Genomic DNA, 26,164 nt, shown 5'->3' with positions numbered 1-26,164 from the left:
TCATAAAATACGGTATTCTGATGTGACAAAACCTGAATCCTGGTCGTTAAAGTGTTTGTTTACACTCATATTTTAACTGTTAGGACTCAGGTTTTTTTATTTAAAGCAAACTATGGGACAGCAGTGGCCTATAGCTCCCATTTTTATTGTTAAACGTTGAATCCTATATGTTTTCCTGTTGGAAGCTCTACATCAATACGGAGCTTCCCACCCATTGCCTCAACATACTTTTTCATGGTTGAAATCTTAAGATCATTGCCACGATTTTCTATTGCTGAAAGCGATGGCTGTTTTATTCCCAAAGTTTCAGCAAGCTCTTTTTGAGAAATTTCGAGTTCTTCACGAATAAGATGAAGCTGATTTTCTAGCAGTAATTCATCAGCCATTTTTTGAATACGGGCTTGGCTCTCTGGAGAGCGGCTAGCTAACAATTCTTGCAGAGTCTTAGCCATTAGATTTATCTCCTAGGGTAGTGAGATGAAGTTGGTATTGTTCATCTGCAATATCCAGCATGTCTTTATAAAAACGCTTTTTACCGCCTTTATCAGCAATACATAGAACAATAGCCTGTCGTAAGGGATCAAATGCGAAGAAAGCTCTTAAGGGTCTACCGCGATGTTGAACACGCAGTTCTTTCATATTGGTAAATTTAGACTCATACACAGTATCTACTAAAGGACGGCCTAAACTCGGTCCCTGCTGCTGTAGAATAACCAGGGCAGCTAGGACCTTCTCTTGTGTAGGTTCATCTTGCTATTCAAGCCACTGATTAAATAGATCTGTCGTAATGACTGTCCACATACCACAACCAAAATATAGATTATAGTCTATATTTTAGGGGGCATTATGTTTGTTTTGCAAATGAGAAAGGATAGGCAATAAAAAAGCCCGACATCCTGTCGGGCTTTTCCATATTTGGCGCTTAGATCTGACTCCTGTCTGATCTCACGTTCCTTGTTGTTCATCTTATTCTTTTTATCTGGAGCATCCTGCTCTCTATGTCTTCATGATAGGAAATTTCCAGTATTGCGGATAGCAGCAAAGGGCCGAGATTGGTATGAGCCAGGGCTTACAAAATAGCCTAAATTTTATCCACAAAAAATGTGGATAATTTTGGACATTGAGGCATTGATAAAATTTGAAAAACCCCAAAACTGACTATTTTTTAGTCAAATTTATTGGCAAGAAGTATCAAAACCGCTCATAAAAAAGCCGACTTGTTTCAAAATCGGCTTTTTAGTCATTTTTGGATTTTTATATCTTTATTAAGTGGTTGATATTTAGATTAATATACAAGTGTTGTTATTCACCAATTAAAATGTCTATGCGATAAACCATTTAAAATGTCCTGTTTTTAACTACAAGAGTCAAGCACAGGATTCAGATTTCGTTGTTCAATCGCTGTTTTCTGTGCACGTCTACTTGGCATCTTTTGAGAACGATTGCGTTTGTTTTGTTGTGCCAGTTCTTCATGCTGTTGTTGGATATGATTCAGAACAGCACCCAACCGTTTATTCTCAACAATCTCTCGCTGATTCAGCTGACTTAATTTATCGAAGAGGCTGTAATTGATCTTTCGGCCATCATGCATGAGGGCTACAGTACCATCCGGGTATTCCAGGAACTCAAGATACTTACCGATCAACCTTTGATTTTCTTCGGTGTTTTCTAGGAGATATACGCATTTATCATAAGTAATCGTCAGGCTATTCGTGACTCTGCGGGGTTCACGCCAAGTAAAAATATCATCTAATTCTTCGGCTGTTTCAGCGATAGGCCGATGTAGATTCTTAGGATTAAAAGCCATCTTGGCGAACTTCTGATTGAACTGCTCAATGAAGCAGGGTAGCCAGGCATTCGCTTGCTCAATCGAACAGATACCTTCCAAGCGCATTTCTTTGATCAGACGGTCCTGAAGCGTTCTATTCGCCCGTTCTACACGGCCTTTGGCCTGCGGTGAATTGGCGAAGATGATATCGATATTCAGGGTGCTGAGTACACGTCCAAACTGGGTAATCTTGGTGTCTTTCTTGCTGCTTTGATTCACTCTAAAGACTGAATGTTTGTCGCTGTAAAACGCTAAAGGCTTACCGTGCTGTTCGACATATAAACGTGTTGAAATCATATAGTCAAAAGTTGATTCTGACTCACAGAAGCGTAAATGCTGTAATTTGCCTGTGGCATCATCAATGAACACCAGTAGACAGCATTTAGCAGCGCGTCCTTCAAACCAGTCATGGTGTGAGCCATCAATTTGGATCAGTTCACCAAAGCAATCCCGGTTGTAACGAGGCTGATACGGGCGTTTCAGGCGCTTGGATCGAGGAATCCATAAGTCAGCTGCAATCATCCAGGAACGCAGGGTTTCTACTGAAAGATCGAGTCCATGTACGGTGGTGAGCTTTTCATGCGCTAAAGTGGGCCCGAAACCATGGAGTTGGTCAGAAACAATATTGAGGCATTTGAGTCTGAGTTCTTCAGGAAGTTTGGAATTGCTGATTTGGCCACGACCGGCATGGGCTAATGCAACTGGACCTTGGGCTTTGTATTTCTGCAGTAAGCGTCTGATCTGACGTTCTGAGATATGAAGTAGCTGAGCAGCCTGGGATTGAGTTATACGTTGATCACAGATTTCTTGCAAGACCGACAATCGTTTAAGTTCTTTATCCGACATAGACACCAACATATCAAACCGTCCGCTAAGGAAATTGCAAAAGCGCATATTCTAAAAGCGGACATTTTTACTTTGGAGAAACCGGACATTTCTATTTTGGGCTTACAAATGCATTTCGTATAACGCCCATTATGTTAAATGGAGTTACTAGATTCATAATACTATTACAGTAATGCATTAGAAGATAAATCTTGATATCTTTCTTAACTAAAGAGATTACTAAGAATTTTAGGTCATTACATGAAAAATATTATTCAGGAAATTACTGAAAAGCTAAATATTAAAGATTTTAATAATTTATCAAAAGAACAGTATGTAAAAATTATGGAACTGGTACAAAATGATAATTTTTCACTTGCACAGTTAGCAGAGCTTGTAAAAGTAATACCTAATATTGTTGATCTTCAAAAAGATTACTTAGATAGCTTGAAGTTAATAGTAGATGGGGTTAAGACTACACAGGTTCATAGTCTTGATGGCATTAAAAAAAGTTTAGATTCTACAATGCAAATTCTATCAAAGATTGCAGATAAAGTTACTACCGATGAATCTCTTCACTTAATTGCTGAGATAACTTTGAAGCTTGCTGATTTGCATGTGCGAATAGCTGAAATAGTAAAAGAAACTAACAAGGATAATAATGATGCTTGGCAAGGCTTAGCAAAATTCGCAATGGCAGCTATAAGCGTAGTTGGAGTGGTTCTAACAATAGCGTTAAAGAGAAAATAATAGAGTTATTAAGAAATACTCAATTTAACATAATACACGTTATACGAAATTTCATTATTTTATCTTTTAAAATCATTATGATATGGAATTATAAAAAGCCAATTCACCCTCGAATTGGCTTTTTTATGAGCGGTTTTGATAGTTCTTTCCAATAATTTTGTTTAAAAAGTAGTCAATTTTTCGGTTTTTCCAATGTTCTCAGCCCTTCCAGGGCGAAAACTATCCCCAATTTCTGCGGATAAAACCGGGACAACTTTTATCCATTTTTGTACGCCCTGGCGCACAGAGATTTAAGGATTTTGCGGCTAGGGCAGCTGCGGTTTTTTACTTATGATGAAGTCATGCAGGAACAGGACGTTCCGGAACATAAAACAATAACGATAAGTTCTAGCACCAGGATTATTAGGTAGACAGCCCTACCTAGCACCAAAGATGAAAAAGCCCGACAAGATGTCGGGCTTTTTTATTTAATATTATTTTTAAAAAATACTTGCAAATAGTGTAACGAGTTGATCAAATATGAATTCAGTCCACGGATTGAGGACAAGGTAACTTAATATGATTAAACCTCAAGACATTCTAGTTCTCGTAAAACTGATCTCTATTGAGAATCAGCACCAGATATTCAAAGAATACTATTCAGAAGCACAACTTGAGTGGGATAAATTAGAAGATGAGCAGTTAGATATCTTTTTAAAATTAAGTGCTTTTTATGATTCTTTATCAATCAGAGGGTTGGCTGAAGCAGTAGTTATTAGTAAAAGTGAGGTTGCAGAATCTTTAAAGCGTTTAATCAAGATAGGGCTATTGATCGTAACCTCTAATTCACCATTTAAGCGATTAGAGCTAGTAGAAATGCAATGGAAAACCAATAGAAGAGCTCTCTTAGACCTAATTATTTACAGTTTTCAATACTTTTTCCATACAGAAGTTGGTGCTATTGATATTGGTATTCCTACTGTTTTCAATAATAAAAAACTTTCAGATCATTTATCGTATTCTTCTTCATTACCTTATATTTGGCCCGCTCAAAGCTATCAATCAATTTCAGGATTAGCAGTTGAACCATTATATAAATCTGTACCATATGCAGCGTTAGATGATAATTTCCTGTATGAAGTTTTTGCTCTTATTGATGTGTTTAGAATAGGTTCCCCAAGGGAAAAGAAAATAGCTGAAAAGTTATTACGTGAGTATCTACAATGAATAATGCTTTAACACAAATGAAGATGCTAGAGCAGGTTGTAAGTGCTTTAAGCGAGGATCTTATCAAAGACCTAGTATTTATTGGAGGGTGCACTACTAGCCTGTTTTTAGATCCAGAAAATTTATCTTTATCAACTAGATACACTCAAGATGTTGATTTAATTGTAGATATAAAGACCACAACCCAATGGTATGAGTTAGATGAGAAAGTCAGAAAACTAGGGTTTAAAAATTATCAAAGTTCAGATCCATTTGAAAAGAATACGGACTTCACTTGTCGTTACCAACTAGGAGAAGATCTAATTGTAGACTTTATGCCCACTGATGAAAAAATTTTAGGCTTCTCTAACTCTTGGTATCTAGAAGCTTATAAGAAAAAAGTAGAGTATAAGCTGGGGAATAATTTAATTATCAATACCTTAATGCCTGAATATTTCTTAGCAACCAAGTTTGAAGCATTCCATGGTCGTAAAGAAGATCCCTTATATAGCAAAGACTTAGAAGATATCATCACAATTTGCCTGGGACGATCCGCCTTAGTTGAAGAAGTCTATAATGCTCCAAAAGAACTCAAAGATTACTTATCTGATCAATTTAAAAAACTCACTGAATTAACTGATTTTGAAATCATAATGGAAGATCAATGTAGATTTGGCTCAAGAGAAAGAGCTTTACAAGTAATTCAAGCGATCATAAAACAATGGCCAAAAGCATATTAATAAACTCCTTTTCCTTATGTCAGAATCTTAGCGCACCAGAAAAATTTGGAATCGATGCTGTAGGGAACCTTACTGATAATGAAAATCTATATTTTTGTTACGTAGTGGATGGTCATGGGGGATGTAAAAACAGCGACATACTAGTTAAAAATTTTCAGGCTTATGTGCTTTCTTTGAAGGACGTCTTTGCTCAATTAAATAATACTACACAAGATATACATGATTTTTTTGAACGTCTAACAGAGAATTTTTATATAGAACATCGGGGAAAATTGCGACCTGCAGCAATGAGTATTTTGATGGTTATTTTTAGTCAGACTCAAATTTATTCAGCACATTTGGGTGATTGCAGACTTGGGAAAATCAATAATGAGCAACAAATCAGTTGGATTACTTATCCTCATAATTTAGCGATGAGCTTAAATAATCAAACAGATCCCCAAAGTATCGAAATGATACTTAGGTCTTCTTCAAATGATAATATTGTCACCAAGTCATTTAATACAAAAAAGTTAAAACCCTTGAGCTTTAAGACCTTAGATATTGAAAAAAAATCCACATATATTCTAGCATCCGATGGATTTTGGAAGCTTTCAGAAAATGATATAAAAACAATAATTTATAGCAAAAATTTATCCGAAGTATCTTCATTATTTGATGATATTTCTCTATGGGTTATATCATTCATTTAACATAAAATCTCATATACCCAATTCGGATGTTAAAATCAAATAAACCTAATTTTTATAAGCAGATACTCGCTATGAACCGTACCGGGTTTGTCGGAGAATTTTTATTTAAGTTAGGCCACCTGACCTAACGGGTTAATCTTATCATTGTACATTGCTTCAAACTCAAAAGGCGATACATTGTCAACGGCATTCTAAAATTGCCCCCTTTTATCTTACAAATGGCAAAGTAAAATTGACCCCTGAAATCAGAGAAAGAGCGGTTCAATTACTAATTGAATCTGAAAAAGATTATCCTTCTACTTGGGCAGCAATCACAGCTATTGCTCCTAAAATCGGTTGTACTCCTGAAACATTGCGTGTTTGGTATCAAAAATATTTAGATCAACAAAATCCTGTCAAAATACAACAGATATCTGATCAAGAAAAAATGAAGGGTAATCCCCCCCTAAAATACTAGCTCTTTAAAAGAGGCAGTATTATGCTTTTACAACATGGTGTTTAACTTGAGAAACTGAATTTAAAACAATCTACTGTAACTCTTCCAGACAGATATGAAATTAATCCACCCCTAGCCCCTTAAACACAGCATCTACCGGATCTGCATAAAAGCTGGTCTGGAACTTAGTAAATAGTTCAACTGGAATGGTTGGGATATCTGCCGCACTGCTCATCGGTAAAGCGACTTTCTTGGCTCCGGCATCGAATGCAACCTGAAGACATTCAGCAATACTTTCAACCGGTGTGACGTTTCCACCCAGGCTCATATCTCCCAGGACCACCATCTGATTCTGTACTGACCGTCCGAGCAAGCCTGAAGCAAAAGCGACTAGACTCGGCAAAGCCAGATGACTAAGTGGCCCGGTATTCTGTAATTCCACCACATGCAGATGGAAGTCATGCTCCATGACTTTGCTGCCACCCGATATTCTAGAGGCGTTCGCTTTGAAGTAGTCAAAGGCAATCTTGACTTGTTCTTTGGCACTGCTGGAGTTCCAGAGGCCTGAAGTTGCAAGCTTACCTGAGCCTTTGGTGACTTGAAGCTCTAAGCGATACAAGCCAGGCATGCCTTTATTACTGAGTCCGATGGTATACAGAAAACCTGGTTTCGCTGGACCATCTGGAATCAGTCCGCCACCACCCTGCTCTTTGACTGAGACAAAATGTTCTTCTAAGGTATCATTATCGATATAGCTGAAATGAACGTCATAGAATTCCATGCCACCAATTTTCTTCAGCTGCTCTTTGACGCGACGGCGGACCTGCAGTGCATATTCCAGACACAGGCGTACATCTTCTTTATTAAACTGACCGTGTGGGTAGAGCAGCTTCATCAATCCAGAAACCGTCTTGCGAACGGCAATCACATCGCGCTGATTCAGGTTATTTCCGAGTTTGAAGTACTTCTCAATGGCATCCGCAAAACTACGCTTACGCATTTCCCGGAAGAATTCAGCCAGATAATCAACGATTAGACCATAACGGTTGGTAAAGAATTCCGGACGCATTTTTGGAATTTCCCAACCTGGAATATAGGCATGAAAACGATCGAAGAATGCCGAATCGATCATGGCTTCAGGGAAAGGTGCCAAGAGATGGCTGGTTTTTACCAACGATTCGACGCTTTGGTTAATATTACCCACAAAAACCATTGAAGCAGATGCTTCCATCTGTTCCCGGCCACGGGCAAAAGATCCCGATGCCATGTAGTCTTTCATGATCTGAACGCCATCTTTGTCCTTAAAGGAAATACCGGCAACTTCATCAAAGGCCACCACATCCCACAACCCCACCAGACCAATACGGCGGCTACTCATGTTATAGAACAGATTGGCGACAGTGGTTTGCCCACCGGAGACTAAAATACTATTCGGTGAACACTCTTTGTAAATATGGCTTTTCCCGGTACCACGTGGTCCCAATTCACAAACGTTATAGTTATTTTCAACGAACGGAACCATACGCGCTAATAGGTGCCATTGCACGTCCTCTTTTAGCGAAGCCGGTTCCATGCCGATCGAACGGATTAAACTCTCGCGCCACTGATCCGTGCTTAATGCTGCTCTGCCACTGAAGAGTTCATCCATATTCATATTCGGCATTTGAATCGGCTTGAGTAAGCTCACCCCAAATGGAGAATTGGGTTGTCCTTCTTCAAAATAATAACTGAGCGTAGCAATGACCCAGATACCACCAACAAGTAATTTTTCATACTCTTTGACGATGCCTGCCGAGATTTCGGCATCTTTGATGCCCAGATTACTAAATGATGCTTCGTATTTGTCTTTACGCTCATTCAGTTTTACAGTCACCCGATCAATGACCTTATAACTGCCCCGTTCACGGACCAGGGATTTCACCTTCTCAGCTTCATCAGGTCGTACATAGTTCTCTGCCAGCACGGTCTTTACGTTACGTAGTCCCTGCTCAATGATCTCTGGATCATCCGAGGCACAGTACATCCCTAGCAGGTATTCGAGTACATAGACCGGGACATTGGCCCCTTCTTTGATCAGTTTAGTTAGATCCTTACGTACCACCCGCCCAGCAAAGTGTTCATTCAGCAGCTGATCCAGTTCTTTATCGTTAGCAGATTCCATGTAGGCTACGCTCTATCGTTAATTCGTTATTAGAAGAAGTCATCGGTAAATGCCAAATCAATGGTGACCTTATAGCGTTGCATCTCGATATTCAGGTCTTTGTCCTTCAGTACCAGGAAGTAATCTTTCTTACGGTCAAAATCAGTGCCAGACAATGACAGCCTGACCTGCTTGACCCGATCGGCAACAGAGTCGGTACTGCTATCAAAAGTCAAAGTTTCTTCACTGGAAACTTTAAGATCCCCATCATAAATGGCAATGGATAAAGTCACTGGCATGACCAGCTCACTGACAGCTTCAGTTTGCATCAAATCAAACTTCTGGATGTTATTGACCATCTTCAGCGTGGATTTGGTAGAAATAACCTCAACTTTACGCTTGGTGCGCTGTCCAGCCTTTTCACCACGTAGCTGTTTTACCATCAGTACCGGCACCACAATTTCCTGAGGCATGATGCCGCCATGCACGAAACGTGAGCCTCCTACAAAATGGAAACGGTTCGCCCCTTTTGGAATCCAGAAATCAGTCGCAGATAGTGTACCTGCCGTAGCTTGGGTTGAGCCTTTCCATGCTTCCTTGCTCTCTGGTAAACCATGTCCAATCACATAGCGTTTTTTGCTTTTCAATGCATTGGTCGGTTTTTCAGTCAAGCTTGAACGATCCGCAGATTCCAGTTTACTTTGCTGGAACAAGAAGCCATGGTCGGCTGTGATCAACAGGGTAGAAATATTGAAATGCATCAAGATTTTGCGGCTAAGTTCAGTCAGCTCTTCAATGGCATGTTCCACCGCCATAAAGGTTTCTGATTCTGTCGAGGCACTGTCTCCCCGAGCATCAATCACGTTGTGATAAACGTAAATCAAATCATGGTCTTTAAGTGCTTCACGGCCTTCATCACGCGACCAACCTTTTACCGTTTCAGCGGTAACCGCCAATCCATTATAGGCAGCCAGAATTTTGGATCGTGCTGCAGTCCCTTTGCTGGACTGCCCATCTACTAAAACATCATCCCCTGTGGCCTCTTTGTACTCCAAAGTCTGATGCGGCAACAACGAGGCCATGCCAAGTGTGGTGTAACTTGGCACAACTCCCAGCTGTGAAGACAAGGTCGCTTCAGAATAACGCTTTTCATTGATACGATCACGCAGTTCTACCGCAGCTTCATAACGGAAAGCATCACTGATAATTACCACAATACGGCGTTTCGTTGCAGAATTGAGTAAAGGTCTGACGTGGGTATCGTAGAAGTTCTGCTGATTTGGGATATCTGCCATTTTCCAGACATTCAAGCGTTGCTCAGCTTCAATCCGCTCGCCCCAGTTTCGTGCCAAGTGGTCAATAAACCAGTAGGAATAGCAATTTTCAACTTCTTCATCGAGTTTTTTCAGGATATCGACATGAGCGCGTTGAGAAGCAGCACTGTAGTGGCGGTAGGCCAGATCAAAGCGATACAACTCCTGCTCGTAGGCTTTATACAAGGCTTCGCTAGAGTCGAAATAGAAACCGGCATCAAACAGCAGTCGCAGGCTGAACAGCTCAATCGCTGCCTGCAACGCTGTATAGACGGTACGGTATTTACGGCGGGTTGCATCGTCCTTATGTTTGGACGCCCAATAGCCATCCAGACGGGTAGAAATAATCGTTCTGAAATGTTCCAGTTCAGCTTTGGTTGCTGCAGGGATATGACTGGCCAAATCAACAGTGATCTTTTGTTCAATCACTTCAAAAGTCATGACATCGAGCAGCTGCTCCAGATCAAAGACCCCGACCTTTTCTTGGATCCGCAGTGCATTTGCCACGGTCTGGGAGAGTGTATCGAAGGTTGGGTAGTATTTAGAACTGTCTCTCCAGCGCGACAAAAAGGCTCTAGCCGTCGCACGGGAGCTGACGGATGACATCACCAGTTCCTGAGCCCATACGGGGATATCGCCCAAGCTTTCACAGAAACCCGTGGTCATCAACCGGATAAAGAACGTACCGAGCTTGAATGGTGCTTCCCCATTCAATTCTTCAACCGATGCTGGATAACCAATTTCCGCCTGTAATGCTGTGACTAAAGTTGGCACCAGTTGGAATTTTTCCAGTTCAGCAAAGGATTCCGGATTGACTTCCAGACTCAGATTCTGCTGTACCATTTCATCTGCCAACGCCAGAACGATATGCATCAGCTCGGCACTATCAGCCTTGACCACAGCCGCAATCATGGCCATATCCAGATCCTGTTCATCTGCATCAGGCTGGATATAGCGTTTCAATGTACTCAGACGGGCTTTGGCTTTAAGGAATTCTTCACGTTTGGCCAGATGTTCTCTTAGACTCTGCTGCTGTAAACCCAGCTCATTGAAAATAATCGAGAAACGATCGGCATAGAAGCTGCGTGAATACAGCTTGATGTCCAGTAACCAGTCTTTTTCAGTTTCAGGCTCAGGGCTGGGGAAATACAGCAAGTATTTGCCCTGCTGATCCTCAAGTTCCAGTTTAAGCTTGATCGCCAGGCTCGACTCTTCTGCCATATTCAGAATCTGGACATCATTTAGCTCTAGGGCTTTGATTTCTTCAGTAAATGACTGTTCTGCATCGTACCAAAAGACAATTCGATGCTGTTCAGTATAAAAGGCTTGTTCCAGGCCTTGTTGAAGTTGACTTAAGTTCATGCAACCACCTCTGCATGATCTAGTGTGGAAGAAAAGCTATTCATCACTTTTCCCCCGTCACGGCTTTCACTTCAGCCAACAAGTCCCCAAACTTGCCATAGTTCACTTTCACCCCATCATCCAGATCTAAGCTAATACGCTGATCGGCATAGTGACGTAATTTTTCTTCAAAGCTACTCAGTTCAGCCTGTTGCTTATGCAAGTCTTGCAGTTTTTTCTCAATACGTTTGATTTCAGCCGCAGAGTCACTATTTTCTTTGTCAGTTTCTAGAGAGTTAGCATAGGCTGCCATTTTAGAAATCAATGGCATCACGTATTCGGTACGCATACGTGCCAAGGTACTTTCGTTATAGCGGTGTAAATACACCAATGCTTGGAAAGCCCCCTGTTTACCACTGCTAAATAACCAGTAGATCGGACGCTTTTTATAGGTCTGCATGTGGTCTTTATAGAACTTGCTGGCGAGGTAACGGCGAATGGTATCTTCAGCTGTTTCACTGGCTTTTTTATCTAAGCTTTCTGCCAGCCACTGCATATTGGCATCCAGCGTGTCTTTGCCCCAAACGGCAGTTAAGAACTCTTGGATACGATGCGTCGCATCATCTTCAAACCAGTGCATTTCGGTCAGTGGAATAATACCGTCAGCATCGGCTGGGAATGTTCTATAACGACTGACATCAAAGTTTTGATTACCTGCATGGGCATAGATTAGACCTGCTTCATCTAGACTATAACGTCCCATCATGCAGCCAAGTGCATAGGAGACTAACCGCTGGCTGTCTTTTTCACGGTCGGCACGGGTAAGCGTAATTTGCTCATCGGGGACATCTGGGGTCAGCTCATCCTGTAAACCATAAGCGTCAATAAACAGCTTGTTGTTTTCTTCTTCCAGACGTTTCATTTCTGCCACGGCGTCAGCATTTTGTTGTTGCCATATATTGAAAGCTTGTTCTAGGTTTGGCTGTTGGCTACGAATAATTGGGTTTTGAGTAAAGTCCCATGAGGTCTCGTAATCATTCCAGTCAAAAGTTGATATTTTTAGTAATTCATCAACATGAGTAAATGTAGAATATTCATAGTCTATAATAGGTATTTTACTGACTACTCCACCATTGAAATCTAATGTTGGTGATAATGCTTCCAAATAGTGCCGAGCTACTTTAGAGTTTAATAAACCGAGTAATTTCTTTTTATCCTTCTCATCGTTTGCAAAAAGCATTTGCCCTTTTGTATCGAATAAAAAACCATAACCATTATCTCGCAAAGAAAAATCTGATGAGGATAAAGACGACCACGTTAATCCATTTTTAAAATAAAATTCTTGATTCCAGCACTTAGAATTATTTGGAGTAATCCTACCTTCCTCTAAATCAATGCGTTTTTTCTCTTTAATATCATTTCCATCATTTTCCCAATTGATAACATAATCCTTATTACCATGCCATTTACGAAAACCTCCACCTTTATTCAATGGAAACCATTTACCTTTAGTATTAATTGCCTCTAGCCTATCTTTACAATTTTTAAAAAACAACCCTTGGTTAACTTCATGCCATAATCGTAGAAACAACTCATTATTTCCACTTTGTAGACCTGCTCTAAATTCTGCTAAGTTAGATAAAGGTTGATTTAAAAAAGTATTCTGTACATTATCACTCACCCAATAAGCTATAGGACTACCTGGAATTTTCTTAAAGTCATCCGGTTTAGCAGTGAAAAACCAACCGCAATCAGGATTGTTAATCGCTTGTAATGTTTTAGGTGCCTGATTTTCAGAACCTCTAAAATCAGAAAGACGTATATATGACCCCATAAAATTACTTACATGTGACTTAGCCAATGTGAATGTACAAATGGGTACCGTTGCACCATCAAAACCAGAGTACTCTAACTGAATCAAACTTGTGATTGTTGCATGATCAATAAAATGTGTACGCAAGTTCTCATATGAAGAAATAAACATCCAAACAAATGGGGACATAAAGCCCAGTTGACCACTTTCTTTAGTCAGCTGCAAATCTCGGATCATAAACGCTGAGAAAAGATCTTTTTCAAAACCTTCATAGTTCTTTTTTAAATAGGTTTTAAGACTTGGATTTAAATACTTGTTGCCCATATACGGCGGATTCGCAATCACGGCATCATATTGTTTAGCGAGTAATTTAGCTTGCTGTACTAAAGGCAATAACTCTTGTGCTGAATGTTGTGCAAAAATATCCCCTGATTCTAAAGCTGTGTTTAGCTTACTTTCTAATTCAGGTAGCTTTTGAGAGAATGTTGCTGGTACCTGAATCAAAGAACCAAACGTTGAAGAGTGTTCAAATAATTCCAACAGTTCTTTTAAATCTGCCTGTGCAATACCGGTACTAGTCAAGTCCTGATTGAATGCTTCTAGTCGTTCTGGCTGACTATCTTGTAGCGCAATAATATTCAGCTTTGGTGGATTGCTAAATAAACGGCGGTCATCCTCACGGGCTTTCATCAACAATGCAAAACTGGCTAACTGTGCGGCACGGGTATCAATATCAATGCCGTACAGGTTGTTTTCCAGAATCAAACGTGGAATATCTCGGCTACGGTAACCACGCTCTAAATAAATCGCTTTTAAGCAGTCATAAGCTTCCACCAGAATGTGCCCCGAACCACAGGCCGGATCCAGTACCGTAATGCTTTCAGGGTTTAAAGTATCGCCATCTTCACTGATCCGTACATCAATCAGCTGTTTTAACTGGGCATTGACTTCATCCGTTTGTTCCGCTGGCTGAATATAGTATTCCCATTCACTGGCCAGGGTACTATCAGGCTGTGCCATCATCCATAAGCGGCCGACACTGTTTTGCACCAAATATTTTACAATCCAGTTTGGGGTGAAGAGTTGCGTCGCTGCAGGAATATCTTCACTCTTGACGACTTTACCAATCACCTGGTCTTTCTTTTCAGAAATATAGAACTGATACAGCCAGCCAATAATCTGCACATCCGACCAGTCTTCTTCCGGAATGCTGCTGACCAAATCACGGATCAACGAATCGGTTTTAGTCAGGTTATCCGGTAACAGTAGTTCAGACTCATCAGAAACCTGTTCAAACAAGAGTGGCATGACCTGATTCAACGCATGACACTGCGCCAGTAACAGCTCACGGTACAGCTCTTCGTCTTTATTACCATCCAGCTTGAGTTCCGCCACACGGCTGGCATCTAAACCCGGTAGGTCAATATCCAAACATTCTTCCAGAAGCTGTGGCAAGCCTGAACTGCCATCTGCACTACTCAGCACACGACGGCCATGATCCAGTAAGCCTTTACATTCCATATAGCGAATCGCACAGAGACGGTTAAACCAACTGTAAGCGATATAATCAATGGTTTGCTCAAAACTGCTGGTTTGAATGCGCTTGATCAGCTTGTCACGTGGTTTCATGACGGATAGAGGAAAAACCTGATCGCCAATCAGCAGCAAGTCGCCTTTCTGTTCTGCCGGTAAAATGCTGTCTGCGGTGATGCCGTATTTGGCGGCCTGCTTGCGCATCGCTGCGATAAAATCGTTACGTGCTTGCGGTGCGTATTTTTTAATATTACTGGTATTCATGTTAAAACCTTTAATTAATGACTGATGCCGATATCCCTAACCCAAGTTAGCGAATACGCACACGCTTTTTGTCACCCACAATTTTTTTCAATTCAGCTTTAAGTGCGTCTACAAACTGATCCACTGATTCTTCTGTTTCCAGGTAGACACTGCTGGAGGTTTTGCTGTAAATGCTGGCGACATCGACTTCCACCACCGGTTTCGGTGGCACTACGGCTGTCGCAGGCTGTACCGGACTCACAGCAGGTGTTGATGTAACCGGGCTGGCGGTGGTTGCAGTGTTGGTTACACTCTCTGCTTTGCTCTGAGCCAGTTGTGCCGCTTTGGCCTGACGCTGGATTTCCGCCTGAACTTCGCTTTCCAACTCATACAAGGCTTCATCAAAACGCTCCACGGCGGTTTGGGTTTGCAGCATATAGATGGTGGAGAGGCTAGTTTCCACTTCAATATCTGTTTTCAGCAGTTGTAGTGGGCGTAATAGCTTGTTACTCAGCTCAGCGCTAGCGATGCCACTGTTTTTGATCTCAGCTTCTAACTGCTTGATCTTGTCATCAATGTGTTCTATCGCTTGATTGCGCTTCTCAGTCAGCAATTGCTCATTGACGCCTTCCACTGTGCGAACCAAATCAGCCACTTTATTTAACAGGCCATAGGGCGATTCAAGGGTGGCAATACGATGTAATTCAGAGAGGGCTTTTTTTGCCACATCATCACTGCCCAACGCCTGTTTGTTTTTCTCAAAATGACGTAAGGCCTGTTGCAGTTGTTGCCAGCTTGGCATCTGGTTGCTGAAGAATTCATGAATGTCACGATAATCTTCTTCCAGATCCAGATAGTCGTCCTTGTTCTCGACCACGGCCTTAAAGAAATCGAAGCTGTCGCTATTCGGCAGCAGACGTTCCAAAGTCAGAATCGACTTTTCAATCACTTTCTTGCCCGGGAACTGCCCAACATCAGTTTTACTCTTATACGACTTAAAGTTACCTAACCATGTCTTAAAATTCTGGGTATAGAATTCAAACAGCTCTTTTTCGGTCGAGGGTCCCATGGCCGAGAACAGCCCTTGAGTCAGTTGGCGTGCCTGTTTCAACACCTGATCATCAGTCTGGCGTTTTTTAATGATCGACACATCACGGCGACGGCGGCTGTTTTGTAAAGGCTCAAAGGCATCTTTTAACTGTAAGCTGCCGCCATTTAACTGCAGAGAAATTCGGCCCATTGCCGCCAACTGCCCCACCAACAGTAAAATCTCGGCATCTGGCCAGCCATAAGGACGTTTGGCAAAACGATCCACCACATCTGACACCAGAATACGTTCGGTACCGGTTGCACGCAGCGAGATGTACTGTTCGACATCCTGTAGGGCTTTCGGATTGCTCTGCCCGCCATCCAGAGACAATCCGAGCTGCGCCATATCATCCACAGTCAAGACGGCGTTCAGTTCACGCCAGGCATCCTGCTGATAGACTTGCAGATAGCTCAGTTTGGTATAGGTATTTTCCAGCAAATAACGACAAGCCTCGTCCAGCTTGGTGGTTGGACTTGATGATGAAAGTTGTAAATGTTGCCCCAAGGCATAACTTTCCGCGTCCAGCAACATTTCTTCGACCCGGGCACGCAGGCGTTTTTTACGCTCCTGGTTCTCACGGCCACGGTCTGCCAGGATACGGCTGATATCGGACTGAGTGCCATCATCATTTAACCGAATAAATTTATTGGTTTTCAGCCAGGTGCGCAGTTCATTAAAGAACTGTTTATCGTCTGCCAGTTTAAACAGGACTTGTCCTTCGGCCTGAGTACTTTTACCAATACAGTAAGCTTCAGTATAGAGGCTGTATTCCGTATCCAGCGGAGAAATGATTTCAACTTTCAAATCGCTCTCATACTTGCCATCCAGGCTATGACCATCCAGAAAACGACCAATCTGATAGTCCATCTTGTTGGCTTGATGGCGGTATTTGTTCTGATCGCGCAGTAAATCTTTAAAAATCAGATTGGCTAACTCTTTATTTTCTTCTGAAGCCGCTAAGTCAGTGGCTTTAATTTTGCGGGTAATATCACGTTCTTCATTGGTCAGGAACAGGAACTCATCGCCATTACGAGTAATCAGGCTCTCTTTTTCCAGACGCAGCAGGCTTTCTTCAATGCGCTTGCGTAATGCCAGTTTGTCTTCGTCAATTTTCTCAATCGACAAAGTCACCAGGTTATCCAAGGTCCCTTTGATGATATCGACATAGCGGATCATAAACAGGGTACGCAGCATCTGCACATCAAAACCATCCAGGGTCTTATTCTGCCCTGCCTGGTCGATGGTACGCTTCACTGCTGTATCCAGGAAGCCTTCCACTGAAGTATAGAAGCGATGGAAAGGAACCAGTGCCCCGACTTCATCTGTGGCAATCGCATTCGCGGCCATCTGGAACGCATCCAGCATAGATCGCTCACCATAGGCCAGATGTGCACCAGTCGCACCGACTTTACGGATTTCTTCAAAAACTTTTTGCACCAGCTGGAAATGGTACGGCGCAAAAGGATAATTATGGATAAAGCTGTCTGGCCCCTCATAGTTCTTGAGGGTTGGGCCTGAACGGTCAAAGGTAATCTGATTTTTTAAGATATCGCCCTTTTGCTCAAACACTGATCTGAGCAGTGCTTCAGCTTCCGGGGTTTTACGTAATAAACGTTTCTGGATGACTTCATCGGTATTGGAACTGGACAGTGATAAACGGGTTTTAAAACGTCCAGCAATCTTGGAGAAGTCATTGGCTTTGGAAGAAGACATCTCACCTAAAACAGCATCGATGTCTGCCTGCGAGGTGACGATAATCCAAGCGCGGCCTTTACAGATCGTACCCAAGTTTTCAGTAATGGTTTGCAGTGTCAGCATCAAGCGGGTATCGCTGCCAATAAACTGCCCCACTTCATCGACCAAGAACAACATGCGTTGCTGGGGTCCTTTGCTGTCCAGGTATTCTTTCACCCACTGACAGAAGTTTTCAACCGAAACACTAAAGGTCTGCTCAGAATCCTCAAACCATTTATGCGCAGCTTCTGCTGATAAGTTGAGGGCTTGGGAAATCGCGGTTTCAACATCATCCTGATAGAACTGATAACCGTCACGCTCCTCTAGCCAGGACATGCCGCTGGATTCCTCAAACGCCTGTTTAAAGCGTTCGTAGACACCTTTCTGGCTCAGGTGACGTTCCATATGGGCAATATGTGGATGGTCAGCACTAAAACCCTGATACTCGTTAAACACACGTAAAAACACATTCAGGATTGGATTGCCATCATCATTGGAGCTGGCTTTACTGTCGATGTTAAATAGGATGACATCGGCATGATGGCTAACGGCCTTGCCAATATCCGCACGGATAAACGCATCACGGATTTTGCTTTCATCAAAGAATTCTGCAGCACTACGTTCGTTACCTTCCGCATCACGTGCCACTTTATTGGCCAGAATATACGACAAGGTTTTCAGGAAGTGTGATTTACCTGAACCAAAGAAGCCTGAAATCCATACGCCGACACGGTTGGCAATCGAAGGATCGCTTAGGTCTGTGCCATAAGACTGGAAAAAGTCCCGAAAATGCTTTTCCAGTTCATTGGTGACCACATACTCATCGAGTTCCTGATAAACCGTAGTATTGTCATTCTGGTCTGCTTTTACGACCCCGTTAATCGCACGATCTAATGGCTTGTAAAAAAGTTCTTTAATGTTCATCTCAATCAATTCCCCCGAATTCTTATTTCTATTTGCCGTGTTTAAGGCACTAATCTGAATGCTCTGTAGTAATTATTGCTTGGAATTTTTCCAAATAAACTCATCGCTTGACCGTCGTAATAACCTGGGTAAAACAGCACCACTGGCTTATGCCCCAGTAACGAATGCAAACTGTTTAATAAGTGATGGGCACGTAACAGTGGCCAAACCGACCCTACCCCAGTCATCAACACAATATCTTGCGCATTGGTGGCATATTTACTCACCAGATAGGGCGCGAACTTATCCATATGCAGTGGGCCTTTCAGCGCTTTGAGCAGCGCATCATCGCCTTTGGCTTTTTGCATTTGAATGGCTTTATCGATGAAGTTACGCTCAGCCAGATAATCCACCACGGCTTGCAGCAGGTTGATATTCACCACCTTCAGCTGACTGTGTTTTTTCTCCAGCATCCCGTCTAGAAAATGCAGATATTCGCGCACTTTCAACTCATCTTCAGGTGCATAATCAAAAATCCAGAAGCCAATTTCATTGCCCAATCCTTGACCAGTGAGAAACTCGGTTGAAAGTATTCGCTCTGGAATCTGATTTAGACGCTCATGTATTGTTTGACTCATTGCTGCCCCTCTACAACTACCGCGTCCATAGCGACACTTCCATAGATCTTTTAATGCGTAGTTTATAATGTTCTTCCAACAGGCTACGCAGCTCTGCTCTGACGATCACACGCTGCAACTCCAGCTTACGGGTACTTTTTAAGTAACCGGCTTCTGCCAGCATGCGAAATACCACCTGCCCCATTTTTTTCTTGCTGGACTCTTTCCAATCACAGATATCAAGATCGCGTTGTGAACGCTCATCCAGAAAGTCTGACCAGATATAACTGTCCAGGTATTGAGCCTGGGAGATATAGGCCTCTCTCATCACTGTTTCCATAAACTCAAGCAGCAACAGGTTGCGTTCCAATGCGCCACAAAAAGCCACCTGGGTCGCCAGCTCATCATCCCCATCACGTAGTGCTTTCCAGAAATCAGGCTCCAAGCGCTCCAGACGCTTACGAATAGCGGTGGCATTGCGTTGAGCTGAAGCAGGCGTTCTTTTTTGCAGAATATTGTCCACCTGAATCGCCTGATGCCATTGTTCTGGAGTCGCCTCACGCAATAACAGATCCGCGATTAACCGACTTTCACGCACCATCAGTGAACCACCAATCAGGTCACTGTCATAATGAAATTGTTCTAACATGGCCAATCTCCTATGAGGCCTGATCAAACAGATAAGACGACAGTTTTTCGATATCTGAACGTTGTAGTACCAAGGGATATTTCAAGGCATCATCTGCTTCAGCCAGCGTGATCGCAGCCTGATATCGCTGCAAGGTATAGTGAGCCAGGGCTTTTTTGACCGGAATCTGTAATCTGCCATCAGGCATGCCGAAGTCTTTTTCGACCAGCGCTTTTTGAGCTTCATTCAATTTTGGATTAGGGATCAGCGTCAGTACAATTTCTTCATGCCATTGCTGATCCTGAGCAGGGTCTACTGACTCAATCGCCACCACAACAGGTGTGCGATCAATTCTGGAGAGTAAAAAGTCCTTAAACTGCTTGCTCTGATGGCAATAGGCACGGACATGCCAGCGAAAACCGGTATACACCAGGGTGTGTGGGGAAATGATGCGTTCATGCCACTGCGGATTCTGCATCGAGGCATAAATCATTTTTAAAGTACTTTGGTTGCGGCAGGCACGCAAAACTTCCCGAATCACTTCAGGACGTACACTGCGATCAGGTAATTGAACTGCTGCAAGATTCGGTTCTGGTGTCGCAATCAGGGTATGCGATTCACTAACCAAACCTGACAGCATATTAAGATATTCATTGATGTGCGCTGTAGTCAGTACAGGCTGGAAGCTGGCCTTAGGCACATAACCCTTGACGGAGGGGTCATGAATCAAGGCATCTGGGTTATACAGCGTATTGTAACGCTTGATATCCGCAGAAGCCTGCTGTCGACTCAGTCCAAACCAACTCATCAAACGATTGGTAACCAAACGACCTTCCCAGTAAGCAAGCAGCTCGATGGCTCGCATTCGTAGCAGGACTTCATGCTTATCTGTCGTCATATACCAATCAGTCAATAAATAGCAGCTTTAAGATTACCCTACAGCAAATATACAGTAAACATTTTTGACGGTATTTAAAGGTAGTATTGCAATCATCAGATAAAAAATATACTAGTATCCTGATGATAGCCGTCAAAGTACGATCTCTAGCAGATCATGGATCCTGGTATAGCGCGTGAATTGAGCTAAGTTTTAGAATGAGAGAAATATGGGTTTTAGATTTCGTAAAAGTATTAAATTATTCCCGGGTTTTAAAATTAATCTGACCCATAAAGGCATCAGCAGTGCCAGCATTGGCAAACCTGGTGCTTCTCTAAATATTGGGAAAAAAGGTACGCGAACCAGTGTCGGCATTCCAGGTACGGGACTATCTTACTCTAAACACCAACCTTACTCTAAAAAGACCCGTGTTCCACAACCGACATCGCTAGAACACACGGAATATAATCCTCAGAATTTAGAACAACCGAAGACAAAGATCTGGCCTTGGATTATTTTTGGAATATTGTGTTTTATGGTGGGTGCCGTCATTTTTTAGCAAGAACAGCACTGTATTTTGATCAAAAAAAATGCCCAGATGGATGAATGGGCAAACTAAGGAATTAATATCCTTCAGAAACTCCAGCGCAATTCTCGCTACTTTCAGTAAGCGACTCTGGCTCAATCATGATAGTCTGACTCAATCGAATCGAGGTAAATCGATCCATCACAATTGGAGCAGAAATTATGCTTGAATACATTCTTGAATGATGCTGAAAAGTCTTTGAGTTTTAATTAATAAATAAGAGTATCCATGTCTACCCTCAACTTTACTTATTTTCAGATAGCAACCAATCGAGAGCACTCATTTTTACAATACCATTATAATTCGCTTCAGTCCCTATCGTGTCTAAGGTAAGCAAATACTTGGGATACGAATCAGAAATTTTCTGTAATGGACGTAACTCTCGGCTGAGTGTCTCCTCATTGAGCGTTTCTAATGCCACCTGATAATAAGTTAAATTCTGTAAAGTATCGACAGCAACAAAATCAATTTCATATTCATCAACCCGCCCTACATAGACCGTATAACCTCGTCTGACAAGCTCAAGATAAATCACATTTTCTAGGATATGACCTTGATCAGCATTAGCATCAGGCAACATAATCCGGCGCAATCCGACATCAACTAAATAGTATTTTTCAGAGGATTGTAATAACTCACGCCCGCGTACTTTAAACTGTGCGGCACTATAAAATAGCAAACTGTCCTGTAAGCCCTGAATATAGCGTTTTACTGTTTCAAATGAAATCTTAACCCCACTTGAAACAAAGGTATTTTTAATTTTATTGATGGAAATAGGTGAGCCTGTCACGCTTGCCAAATATCTTGCGACACGCTCGAGAGAGTTAATATCGGCAGTATTCAAACGGGGAATAACATCTTTAAACATTACACTGGCATAGACCGCTTGCAAGTAATCATAGGTTTCCTGCTGGCTAGTCATGGCAAGCGTATAAGGGAAACTACTGCGCGTATACATGGCATACAAATCACGATTGGATAATTGTTGGATGATCGGATTATTTTCAATATGCCACTGTTTAAATTCTTGGAATGAAAGGGGTAAAACATGTTGCTCTATATAGCGTCCTGTAAGTAAAGTCGCAAGTTCTCCACTTAGAAAGAATGCATTTGAGCCTGTAATATATAAATCGATATAATCCCGAACATATAAAGAGTCGACTACTTTCTCAAAATTTGTAACATGTTGTATTTCATCTAAAAAAACATAGTTTTTTTTACTTTTATCAACTTTGGACAATACATAATCATGTAGTTTACGGTAATCGGTGAGTTCTTCAAATTCCATAAATTCGAAGTTGATGGCAATGATGTTTTCGGCTTGTACACCCTGTGCTTTTAGGTCTTGTTGAAACATCGCCAATAAGGTGGATTTTCCAGAGCGACGCACACCTGAAAGTACTTTAATGACATCACGGTCTTGCCATGTATTCAGAAATTTTAAGTAGCCATCACGTCGAATATTAGCGCTTCTCATTATTTACACTTAGAATCTAAAGTTTTAATAAATTCTATCAAATTTTAGAATGTATATGTAAATATATTTAGTTTTAAGAAAAGTTTAAAGGTTAAGTGAAACATTCAAAGCTGCTGTAGAAGCATGTAAACATGCAGATCTGATCAAAATCCAAATTCTGTCTTTTTGATTATTTTCCATGTCATGTTATTTCATTGATGCTACGAGTTAACTGCTATATAAATTAAGTGAAAAGTAAATGGAACTAAGATGTTAACTAGAGTGGAACTCATTTTTGTTGTGCTGATGGTCTCAGCCTTAATCCTAATTGCTTATGAAATGCTAAAAGGTTTATTTTAGAGCATCTATACAATTTTTGATCAAAAAAAAGCCCACAGAGGGAATCTATGGGCGAAACTAAGGACCTTGACGGTCATTCAGAAACTACAGCTAGTTTCTGGTTGTGATTCTGGACTGAATTAAAAATAACCACATTGGCTGAATGTATCAAAAGTTAAATCATGTGATTAATCATTGATACATCTGCAAAAATGAGCTCATCGCTCTGTTGATTAATACAGTAATTCACCAAACAAATCCGCTCTAATCTCTTCCAGACTCAGATCTGATTTCATTCTATTACAGATGGGATGAACCAGCAGACCATTCTCTAGAACACCTTGCCCACCTACGGCTTTGGCAATCCGATGATCCGATTCAGTAGAATCAAGATAGATCAATCCATCACAAATGAGGCAAAAGTTATGATTACCCACCAGAAAATTGTGCTTAAGCAGACTCTTGGTTAATGCCGAAAAAGCCTTGGGCTTTGACCGAGAAATTGGACTAATCGACTCCACATATCCCACCACATGCTTGACGACTGCATCATCATAACCACCCAAAAATCTTTCGACATAAAACTCGTTAAAGTTTATGTACTTGAAGGCCTTAGACATGGACAGAATAAAGGTATTCAGGCATTCCTCATCATCAAAATCAACATCCATTTCCAAGCTTAAGCAAATAAAGGCTTTATAGGGGTCGTCTCAGGAAACGGAAAATATAGCACGCTAAGGATTTTCACTCCGACTTCTTTTAACGATATCCAACACGGTATTTTTGCTTAGATTGACCAGCCGACCGACTTGTCGATAAGAGTGTCCAGCAGACACCAACTCCAACACTTTAGGTGCCAGACGATCTGACTTGGTACGTTGACCAGGACGACGACCAAACACAACGCCACGCGCTTGTGCCGCTGCTACACCAGAGCGCACACGTTCACGTAGTAAATCTCCCTCAAACTCTGCTAATGCAGACATCACAGAAGCCATGAGCTTTCCCTGAGATGTGGAAAGGTCAAACTGCAAACCTGTTTGTGCCACCAGAGATACCCCGAAATGCCCAAGATCTTGTAATGACTGTACGAGATCCACGGTGCTTCTGCCCCAGCGTGTCAATTCCGTCACCAAGATGGCATCGATTTCACGAGATTGCGCCATGGTCATCAAGTATTTTCTTTGCAATCTCTCATCCTTACTGCCTGATGCAGTTTCTTTCCAAACACCGACAACATCGTAGCCGCAACGATTGGCGTAGGCACGTAGGTCATATTCCTGTCGTTCGCAGGACTGATCGTTCGTTGATACTCGGCAATAAATGGCCGCATTCTGTCCCAATTGAACCTCCTTGCGAAATTGCAGCGCAAAGCTAAGCGTGGCGGTACAAAATAATGTACCTTTAATAGTTTAGTTTATTTGGGACTAATGAGCCATGCCGCGCCATTCTATTTTGTCGTCCACGGAATTGGGAAGCCTGTTCGAAATTCCAGATGATAGAGCTTTTATGCTTCAGCATTACACTCTGAGTGATTCTGATAAATCCATAGTCCATCAACATCGAGGGGCATCCAACAAGCTAGGCTTTGCAATTCAACTTTGCTACATGCGTTACCCTGGAGTGATATTGGGTATTAACGACGAACCATTCAAACCCTTACTTTTCATGATGGCTGCTCAACTTAGTATATCAGTGGACTGCTGGAATGATTATGGTCAGCGCGAGCAAACAAGACGAGAACATATTGCCGAATTGAAAAAAGTTTTTGGGTTCAAACTATTCACCTTGAGTGACTATCGGCAATCGGTCAATATGATGGTGGATTTGTCCCTTCAGACAGATAAAGGTCTTATTTTAGCCACAACTCTCGTTGAAAATTTACGACAAAAATCAGTCCTTTTGCCAGCTATAAATGCAATTGATAGTATTTGCGCAGAAGCAATCACATCTGCCAACCGCATAATTTATACTGCTTTGACGAGCTCACTTTCAGAAACTCATCGTCAAAATATAGATGCTTTGCTGAACCGTAAAGAGGGCAGCAAACTGACAATATTGGGGTGGCTTAGACAGTCACCAGCTAAACCAAACTCAAAGTACATGCTTGAGCACATTGAGCGGCTGAAGTGCTTACAAGCCATCGATCTACCTGAAGACATTGGAAAACACGTTCATCAAAATCGCTTACTGAAAATTGCTCGCGAAGGTGGGCAAATGACTCCTGCTGATTTGGCCAGATTTGAATCTCAACGTCGATATGCCACTTTGGTAGCAATCGTTGTGGAGAGTATGGCCACGATCACCGACGAAATTATTGACCTGCATGATCGCATTATTGGAAAGCTATTTGCTATCGCAAAAAATAAACACCAGCAACAATTTCAATCATCAGGTAAAGCGATCAACGACAAAGTGCGTTTGTATGGGCTTATCGGGAAAGCCTTGCTAGATGCCAAGCAAAATGGCAGTGATCCGTTTGCCGCCATCGAAACTGTTATTTCATGGGATGCTTTTGCAGCAAGTATTACTGAGGCAGAAAAACTGGCGCAACCCGAAGACTTTGATTTTTTACCACGAATTGGCGAGAGCTATGCAACTTTACGCCGTTACGCGCCAGAACTTCTTGCCATACTTAAATTGCGTGCTGCCCCAGCAGCAAAAGATATGCTTGCCGCTGTAGAGTTGCTCCGCAGCATGAATGTTGATAATACACGAAAAATCCCCTCTAATGCTCCAATAGCGTTTATCAAAAAACGGTGGGCAAGACTAGTCTTTACCGATGATGGTATTGATCGCCGCTATTACGAAATATGTGTGTTATCTGAACTTAAAAACTCGCTACGGGCTGGGGATCTCTGGGTACAAGGCTCTCGCCAATTCAAAGACTTCGATGAGTATTTAGTGACTGCTGATAAATTTAATCAGCTAAAACAGTCCAATGAGTTACCTCTAACCATTACTACTGATTGTGATCTATATTTGCAAAGTCGCCTTTCACTATTGGAGCAGAAATTAGCAATCATTAATCGCATGGCAGCGACCAACGATTTGCCTGATGCGATGATCAATCAATCTGGTCTAAAAATAACACC

Annotated in this window: 16 protein-coding genes and 4 pseudogenes; 7 read left to right on the top strand and 13 right to left on the bottom strand. The window is 41.9% G+C overall.

All coding sequences use genetic code 11. From position 1 onward, the window contains the following. Positions 1 to 149: 149 nt before the first annotated feature. The 3 genes and pseudogenes from QTA56_RS18050 to QTA56_RS18040 all read right to left on the bottom strand — a co-directional run bounded on the left by QTA56_RS18050 (position 150) and on the right by QTA56_RS18040 (position 2,674). Positions 150 to 452 (bottom strand): helix-turn-helix domain-containing protein, encoded by a 303-nt coding sequence (locus tag QTA56_RS18050; RefSeq protein WP_001140620.1) that lies wholly within the window; start codon positions 450 to 452, stop codon positions 150 to 152. Beyond that, positions 445 to 801, bottom strand: a pseudogene (locus QTA56_RS18045) (type II toxin-antitoxin system RelE/ParE family toxin). Before QTA56_RS18045 ends, QTA56_RS18050 begins: the two are co-directional and overlap by 8 nt. A 553-nt stretch (positions 802 to 1,354) precedes the next feature. Beyond that, positions 1,355 to 2,674 (bottom strand): ISNCY family transposase, encoded by a 1,320-nt coding sequence (locus QTA56_RS18040; RefSeq protein ID WP_082186514.1) that lies wholly within the window; start codon positions 2,672 to 2,674, stop codon positions 1,355 to 1,357. Positions 2,675 to 2,914: 240 nt separating this feature from the next. Between QTA56_RS18040 and QTA56_RS18035 the strand changes: the two genes are divergently transcribed. The 5 genes and pseudogenes from QTA56_RS18035 to QTA56_RS18015 form a co-directional block, all read left to right on the top strand. Further along, a complete protein-coding gene (locus QTA56_RS18035) occupies positions 2,915 to 3,403 on the top strand; it encodes a hypothetical protein (RefSeq protein ID WP_087528908.1) in 489 nt (162 codons plus the stop codon). Between the two features lie 558 nt (positions 3,404 to 3,961). Next, positions 3,962 to 4,609, top strand: coding sequence for a hypothetical protein (locus tag QTA56_RS18030; RefSeq protein ID WP_004827010.1), 648 nt, complete (start codon positions 3,962 to 3,964; stop codon positions 4,607 to 4,609). Continuing rightward, positions 4,606 to 5,328, top strand: coding sequence for a hypothetical protein (locus tag QTA56_RS18025; RefSeq protein WP_004827012.1), 723 nt, complete (start codon positions 4,606 to 4,608; stop codon positions 5,326 to 5,328). The genes QTA56_RS18030 and QTA56_RS18025 overlap by 4 nt, the downstream gene beginning before the upstream one ends. Beyond that, positions 5,310 to 6,020 carry a PP2C family serine/threonine-protein phosphatase gene (locus QTA56_RS18020; protein ID WP_004827016.1) on the top strand — a complete coding sequence of 237 codons (711 nt, stop codon included), beginning with the start codon at positions 5,310 to 5,312 and terminating at the stop codon, positions 6,018 to 6,020. The genes QTA56_RS18025 and QTA56_RS18020 overlap by 19 nt, the downstream gene beginning before the upstream one ends. Positions 6,021 to 6,216: 196 nt before the next feature. Further along, positions 6,217 to 6,453 (top strand): annotated as a pseudogene (locus QTA56_RS18015) (hypothetical protein); the annotation flags it as partial. A gap of 124 nt (positions 6,454 to 6,577) precedes the next feature. Here the strand turns inward: QTA56_RS18015 and brxL are convergent. The 7 genes from brxL to QTA56_RS17980 are packed head-to-tail and all read right to left on the bottom strand — an operon-like array spanning position 6,578 to position 20,709. Then, positions 6,578 to 8,617, bottom strand: coding sequence for a protease Lon-related BREX system protein BrxL (gene brxL, locus QTA56_RS18010; RefSeq protein WP_267982265.1), 2,040 nt, complete (start codon positions 8,615 to 8,617; stop codon positions 6,578 to 6,580). 29 nt (positions 8,618 to 8,646) lie between these two features. After that, on the bottom strand, positions 8,647 to 11,271 hold the full coding sequence (pglZ, locus tag QTA56_RS18005) for a BREX-1 system phosphatase PglZ type A (protein WP_267982264.1): 2,625 nt from the start codon (positions 11,269 to 11,271) through the stop codon (positions 8,647 to 8,649). A gap of 43 nt (positions 11,272 to 11,314) precedes the next feature. Beyond that, complete coding sequence (pglX, locus tag QTA56_RS18000; RefSeq protein ID WP_267982263.1) at positions 11,315 to 14,860, bottom strand: BREX-1 system adenine-specific DNA-methyltransferase PglX; 3,546 nt, start codon at positions 14,858 to 14,860, stop codon at positions 11,315 to 11,317. 46 nt (positions 14,861 to 14,906) lie between these two features. Then, positions 14,907 to 18,587, bottom strand: a complete 3,681-nt coding sequence (brxC, locus tag QTA56_RS17995) for a BREX system P-loop protein BrxC (protein ID WP_267982262.1) — start codon at positions 18,585 to 18,587, stop codon at positions 14,907 to 14,909. 41 nt (positions 18,588 to 18,628) lie between these two features. After that, positions 18,629 to 19,204: a DUF1788 domain-containing protein gene (locus QTA56_RS17990; RefSeq protein ID WP_234115081.1), complete on the bottom strand. Its 576-nt coding sequence runs from the start codon at positions 19,202 to 19,204 to the stop codon at positions 18,629 to 18,631. Between the two features lie 16 nt (positions 19,205 to 19,220). Continuing rightward, entirely contained in the window at positions 19,221 to 19,832 is a 612-nt protein-coding gene (locus QTA56_RS17985; RefSeq protein WP_267982261.1) for a DUF1819 family protein, read from the bottom strand. A 10-nt stretch (positions 19,833 to 19,842) separates the two neighbouring features. Continuing rightward, a complete protein-coding gene (locus QTA56_RS17980) occupies positions 19,843 to 20,709 on the bottom strand; it encodes a BrxR family helix-turn-helix transcriptional regulator (RefSeq protein WP_267982260.1) in 867 nt (288 codons plus the stop codon). A 208-nt stretch (positions 20,710 to 20,917) separates the two neighbouring features. On the opposite strand from QTA56_RS17980, the gene QTA56_RS17975 reads away from it, so the two are divergent. Then, positions 20,918 to 21,247, top strand: a complete 330-nt coding sequence (locus tag QTA56_RS17975) for a DUF4236 domain-containing protein (protein WP_000506885.1) — start codon at positions 20,918 to 20,920, stop codon at positions 21,245 to 21,247. A 271-nt stretch (positions 21,248 to 21,518) separates the two neighbouring features. Here the strand turns inward: QTA56_RS17975 and QTA56_RS17970 are convergent, their stop codons facing one another. From QTA56_RS17970 to QTA56_RS17960, 3 genes and pseudogenes are all read right to left on the bottom strand, one after another. After that, positions 21,519 to 22,751: an ATP-binding protein gene (locus QTA56_RS17970; protein ID WP_001255534.1), complete on the bottom strand. Its 1,233-nt coding sequence runs from the start codon at positions 22,749 to 22,751 to the stop codon at positions 21,519 to 21,521. A gap of 551 nt (positions 22,752 to 23,302) precedes the next feature. Continuing rightward, positions 23,303 to 23,770 (bottom strand): annotated as a pseudogene (locus QTA56_RS17965) (HNH endonuclease signature motif containing protein); the annotation flags it as partial. A gap of 33 nt (positions 23,771 to 23,803) precedes the next feature. Continuing rightward, on the bottom strand, positions 23,804 to 24,412 hold the full coding sequence (locus tag QTA56_RS17960) for a recombinase family protein (RefSeq protein ID WP_004726718.1): 609 nt from the start codon (positions 24,410 to 24,412) through the stop codon (positions 23,804 to 23,806). 94 nt (positions 24,413 to 24,506) lie between these two features. On the opposite strand from QTA56_RS17960, the pseudogene QTA56_RS17955 reads away from it, so the two are divergent. Continuing rightward, positions 24,507 to 26,164 (top strand): annotated as a pseudogene (locus QTA56_RS17955) (Tn3-like element ISAcsp1 family transposase); the annotation flags it as partial.

Source organism: Acinetobacter thutiue, assembly GCF_030385805.1.
GTDB classification, from domain to species: Bacteria; Pseudomonadota; Gammaproteobacteria; order Pseudomonadales; family Moraxellaceae; genus Acinetobacter; species Acinetobacter corruptisaponis.
Note: the sequence above shows the minus strand (reverse complement) of the source record. Positions and strands in the feature narration are given on the sequence as shown.

Excerpts from the sequence above, each read along its gene's own strand:
- QTA56_RS18050 (WP_001140620.1), bottom strand. The coding sequence starts at position 452 with ATGGCTAAGACTCTGCAAGAATTGTTAGCTAGCCGCTCTCCAGAGAGC.
- QTA56_RS17985 (WP_267982261.1), bottom strand. The coding sequence starts at position 19,832 with ATGTTAGAACAATTTCATTATGACAGTGACCTGATTGGTGGTTCACTG.
- QTA56_RS17990 (WP_234115081.1), bottom strand. The coding sequence starts at position 19,204 with ATGAGTCAAACAATACATGAGCGTCTAAATCAGATTCCAGAGCGAATA.
- QTA56_RS17975 (WP_000506885.1), top strand. The coding sequence starts at position 20,918 with ATGGGTTTTAGATTTCGTAAAAGTATTAAATTATTCCCGGGTTTTAAA.
- QTA56_RS17970 (WP_001255534.1), bottom strand. The coding sequence starts at position 22,751 with ATGAGAAGCGCTAATATTCGACGTGATGGCTACTTAAAATTTCTGAAT.
- pglX (WP_267982263.1), bottom strand. The coding sequence starts at position 14,860 with ATGAATACCAGTAATATTAAAAAATACGCACCGCAAGCACGTAACGAT.
- QTA56_RS18040 (WP_082186514.1), bottom strand. The coding sequence starts at position 2,674 with ATGTCGGATAAAGAACTTAAACGATTGTCGGTCTTGCAAGAAATCTGT.
- QTA56_RS18030 (WP_004827010.1), top strand. The coding sequence starts at position 3,962 with ATGATTAAACCTCAAGACATTCTAGTTCTCGTAAAACTGATCTCTATT.
- QTA56_RS18035 (WP_087528908.1), top strand. The coding sequence starts at position 2,915 with ATGAAAAATATTATTCAGGAAATTACTGAAAAGCTAAATATTAAAGAT.
- QTA56_RS18020 (WP_004827016.1), top strand. The coding sequence starts at position 5,310 with ATGGCCAAAAGCATATTAATAAACTCCTTTTCCTTATGTCAGAATCTT.
- pglZ (WP_267982264.1), bottom strand. The coding sequence starts at position 11,271 with ATGAACTTAAGTCAACTTCAACAAGGCCTGGAACAAGCCTTTTATACT.
- brxL (WP_267982265.1), bottom strand. The coding sequence starts at position 8,617 with ATGGAATCTGCTAACGATAAAGAACTGGATCAGCTGCTGAATGAACAC.
- brxC (WP_267982262.1), bottom strand. The coding sequence starts at position 18,587 with ATGAACATTAAAGAACTTTTTTACAAGCCATTAGATCGTGCGATTAAC.
- QTA56_RS18025 (WP_004827012.1), top strand. The coding sequence starts at position 4,606 with ATGAATAATGCTTTAACACAAATGAAGATGCTAGAGCAGGTTGTAAGT.
- QTA56_RS17980 (WP_267982260.1), bottom strand. The coding sequence starts at position 20,709 with ATGACGACAGATAAGCATGAAGTCCTGCTACGAATGCGAGCCATCGAG.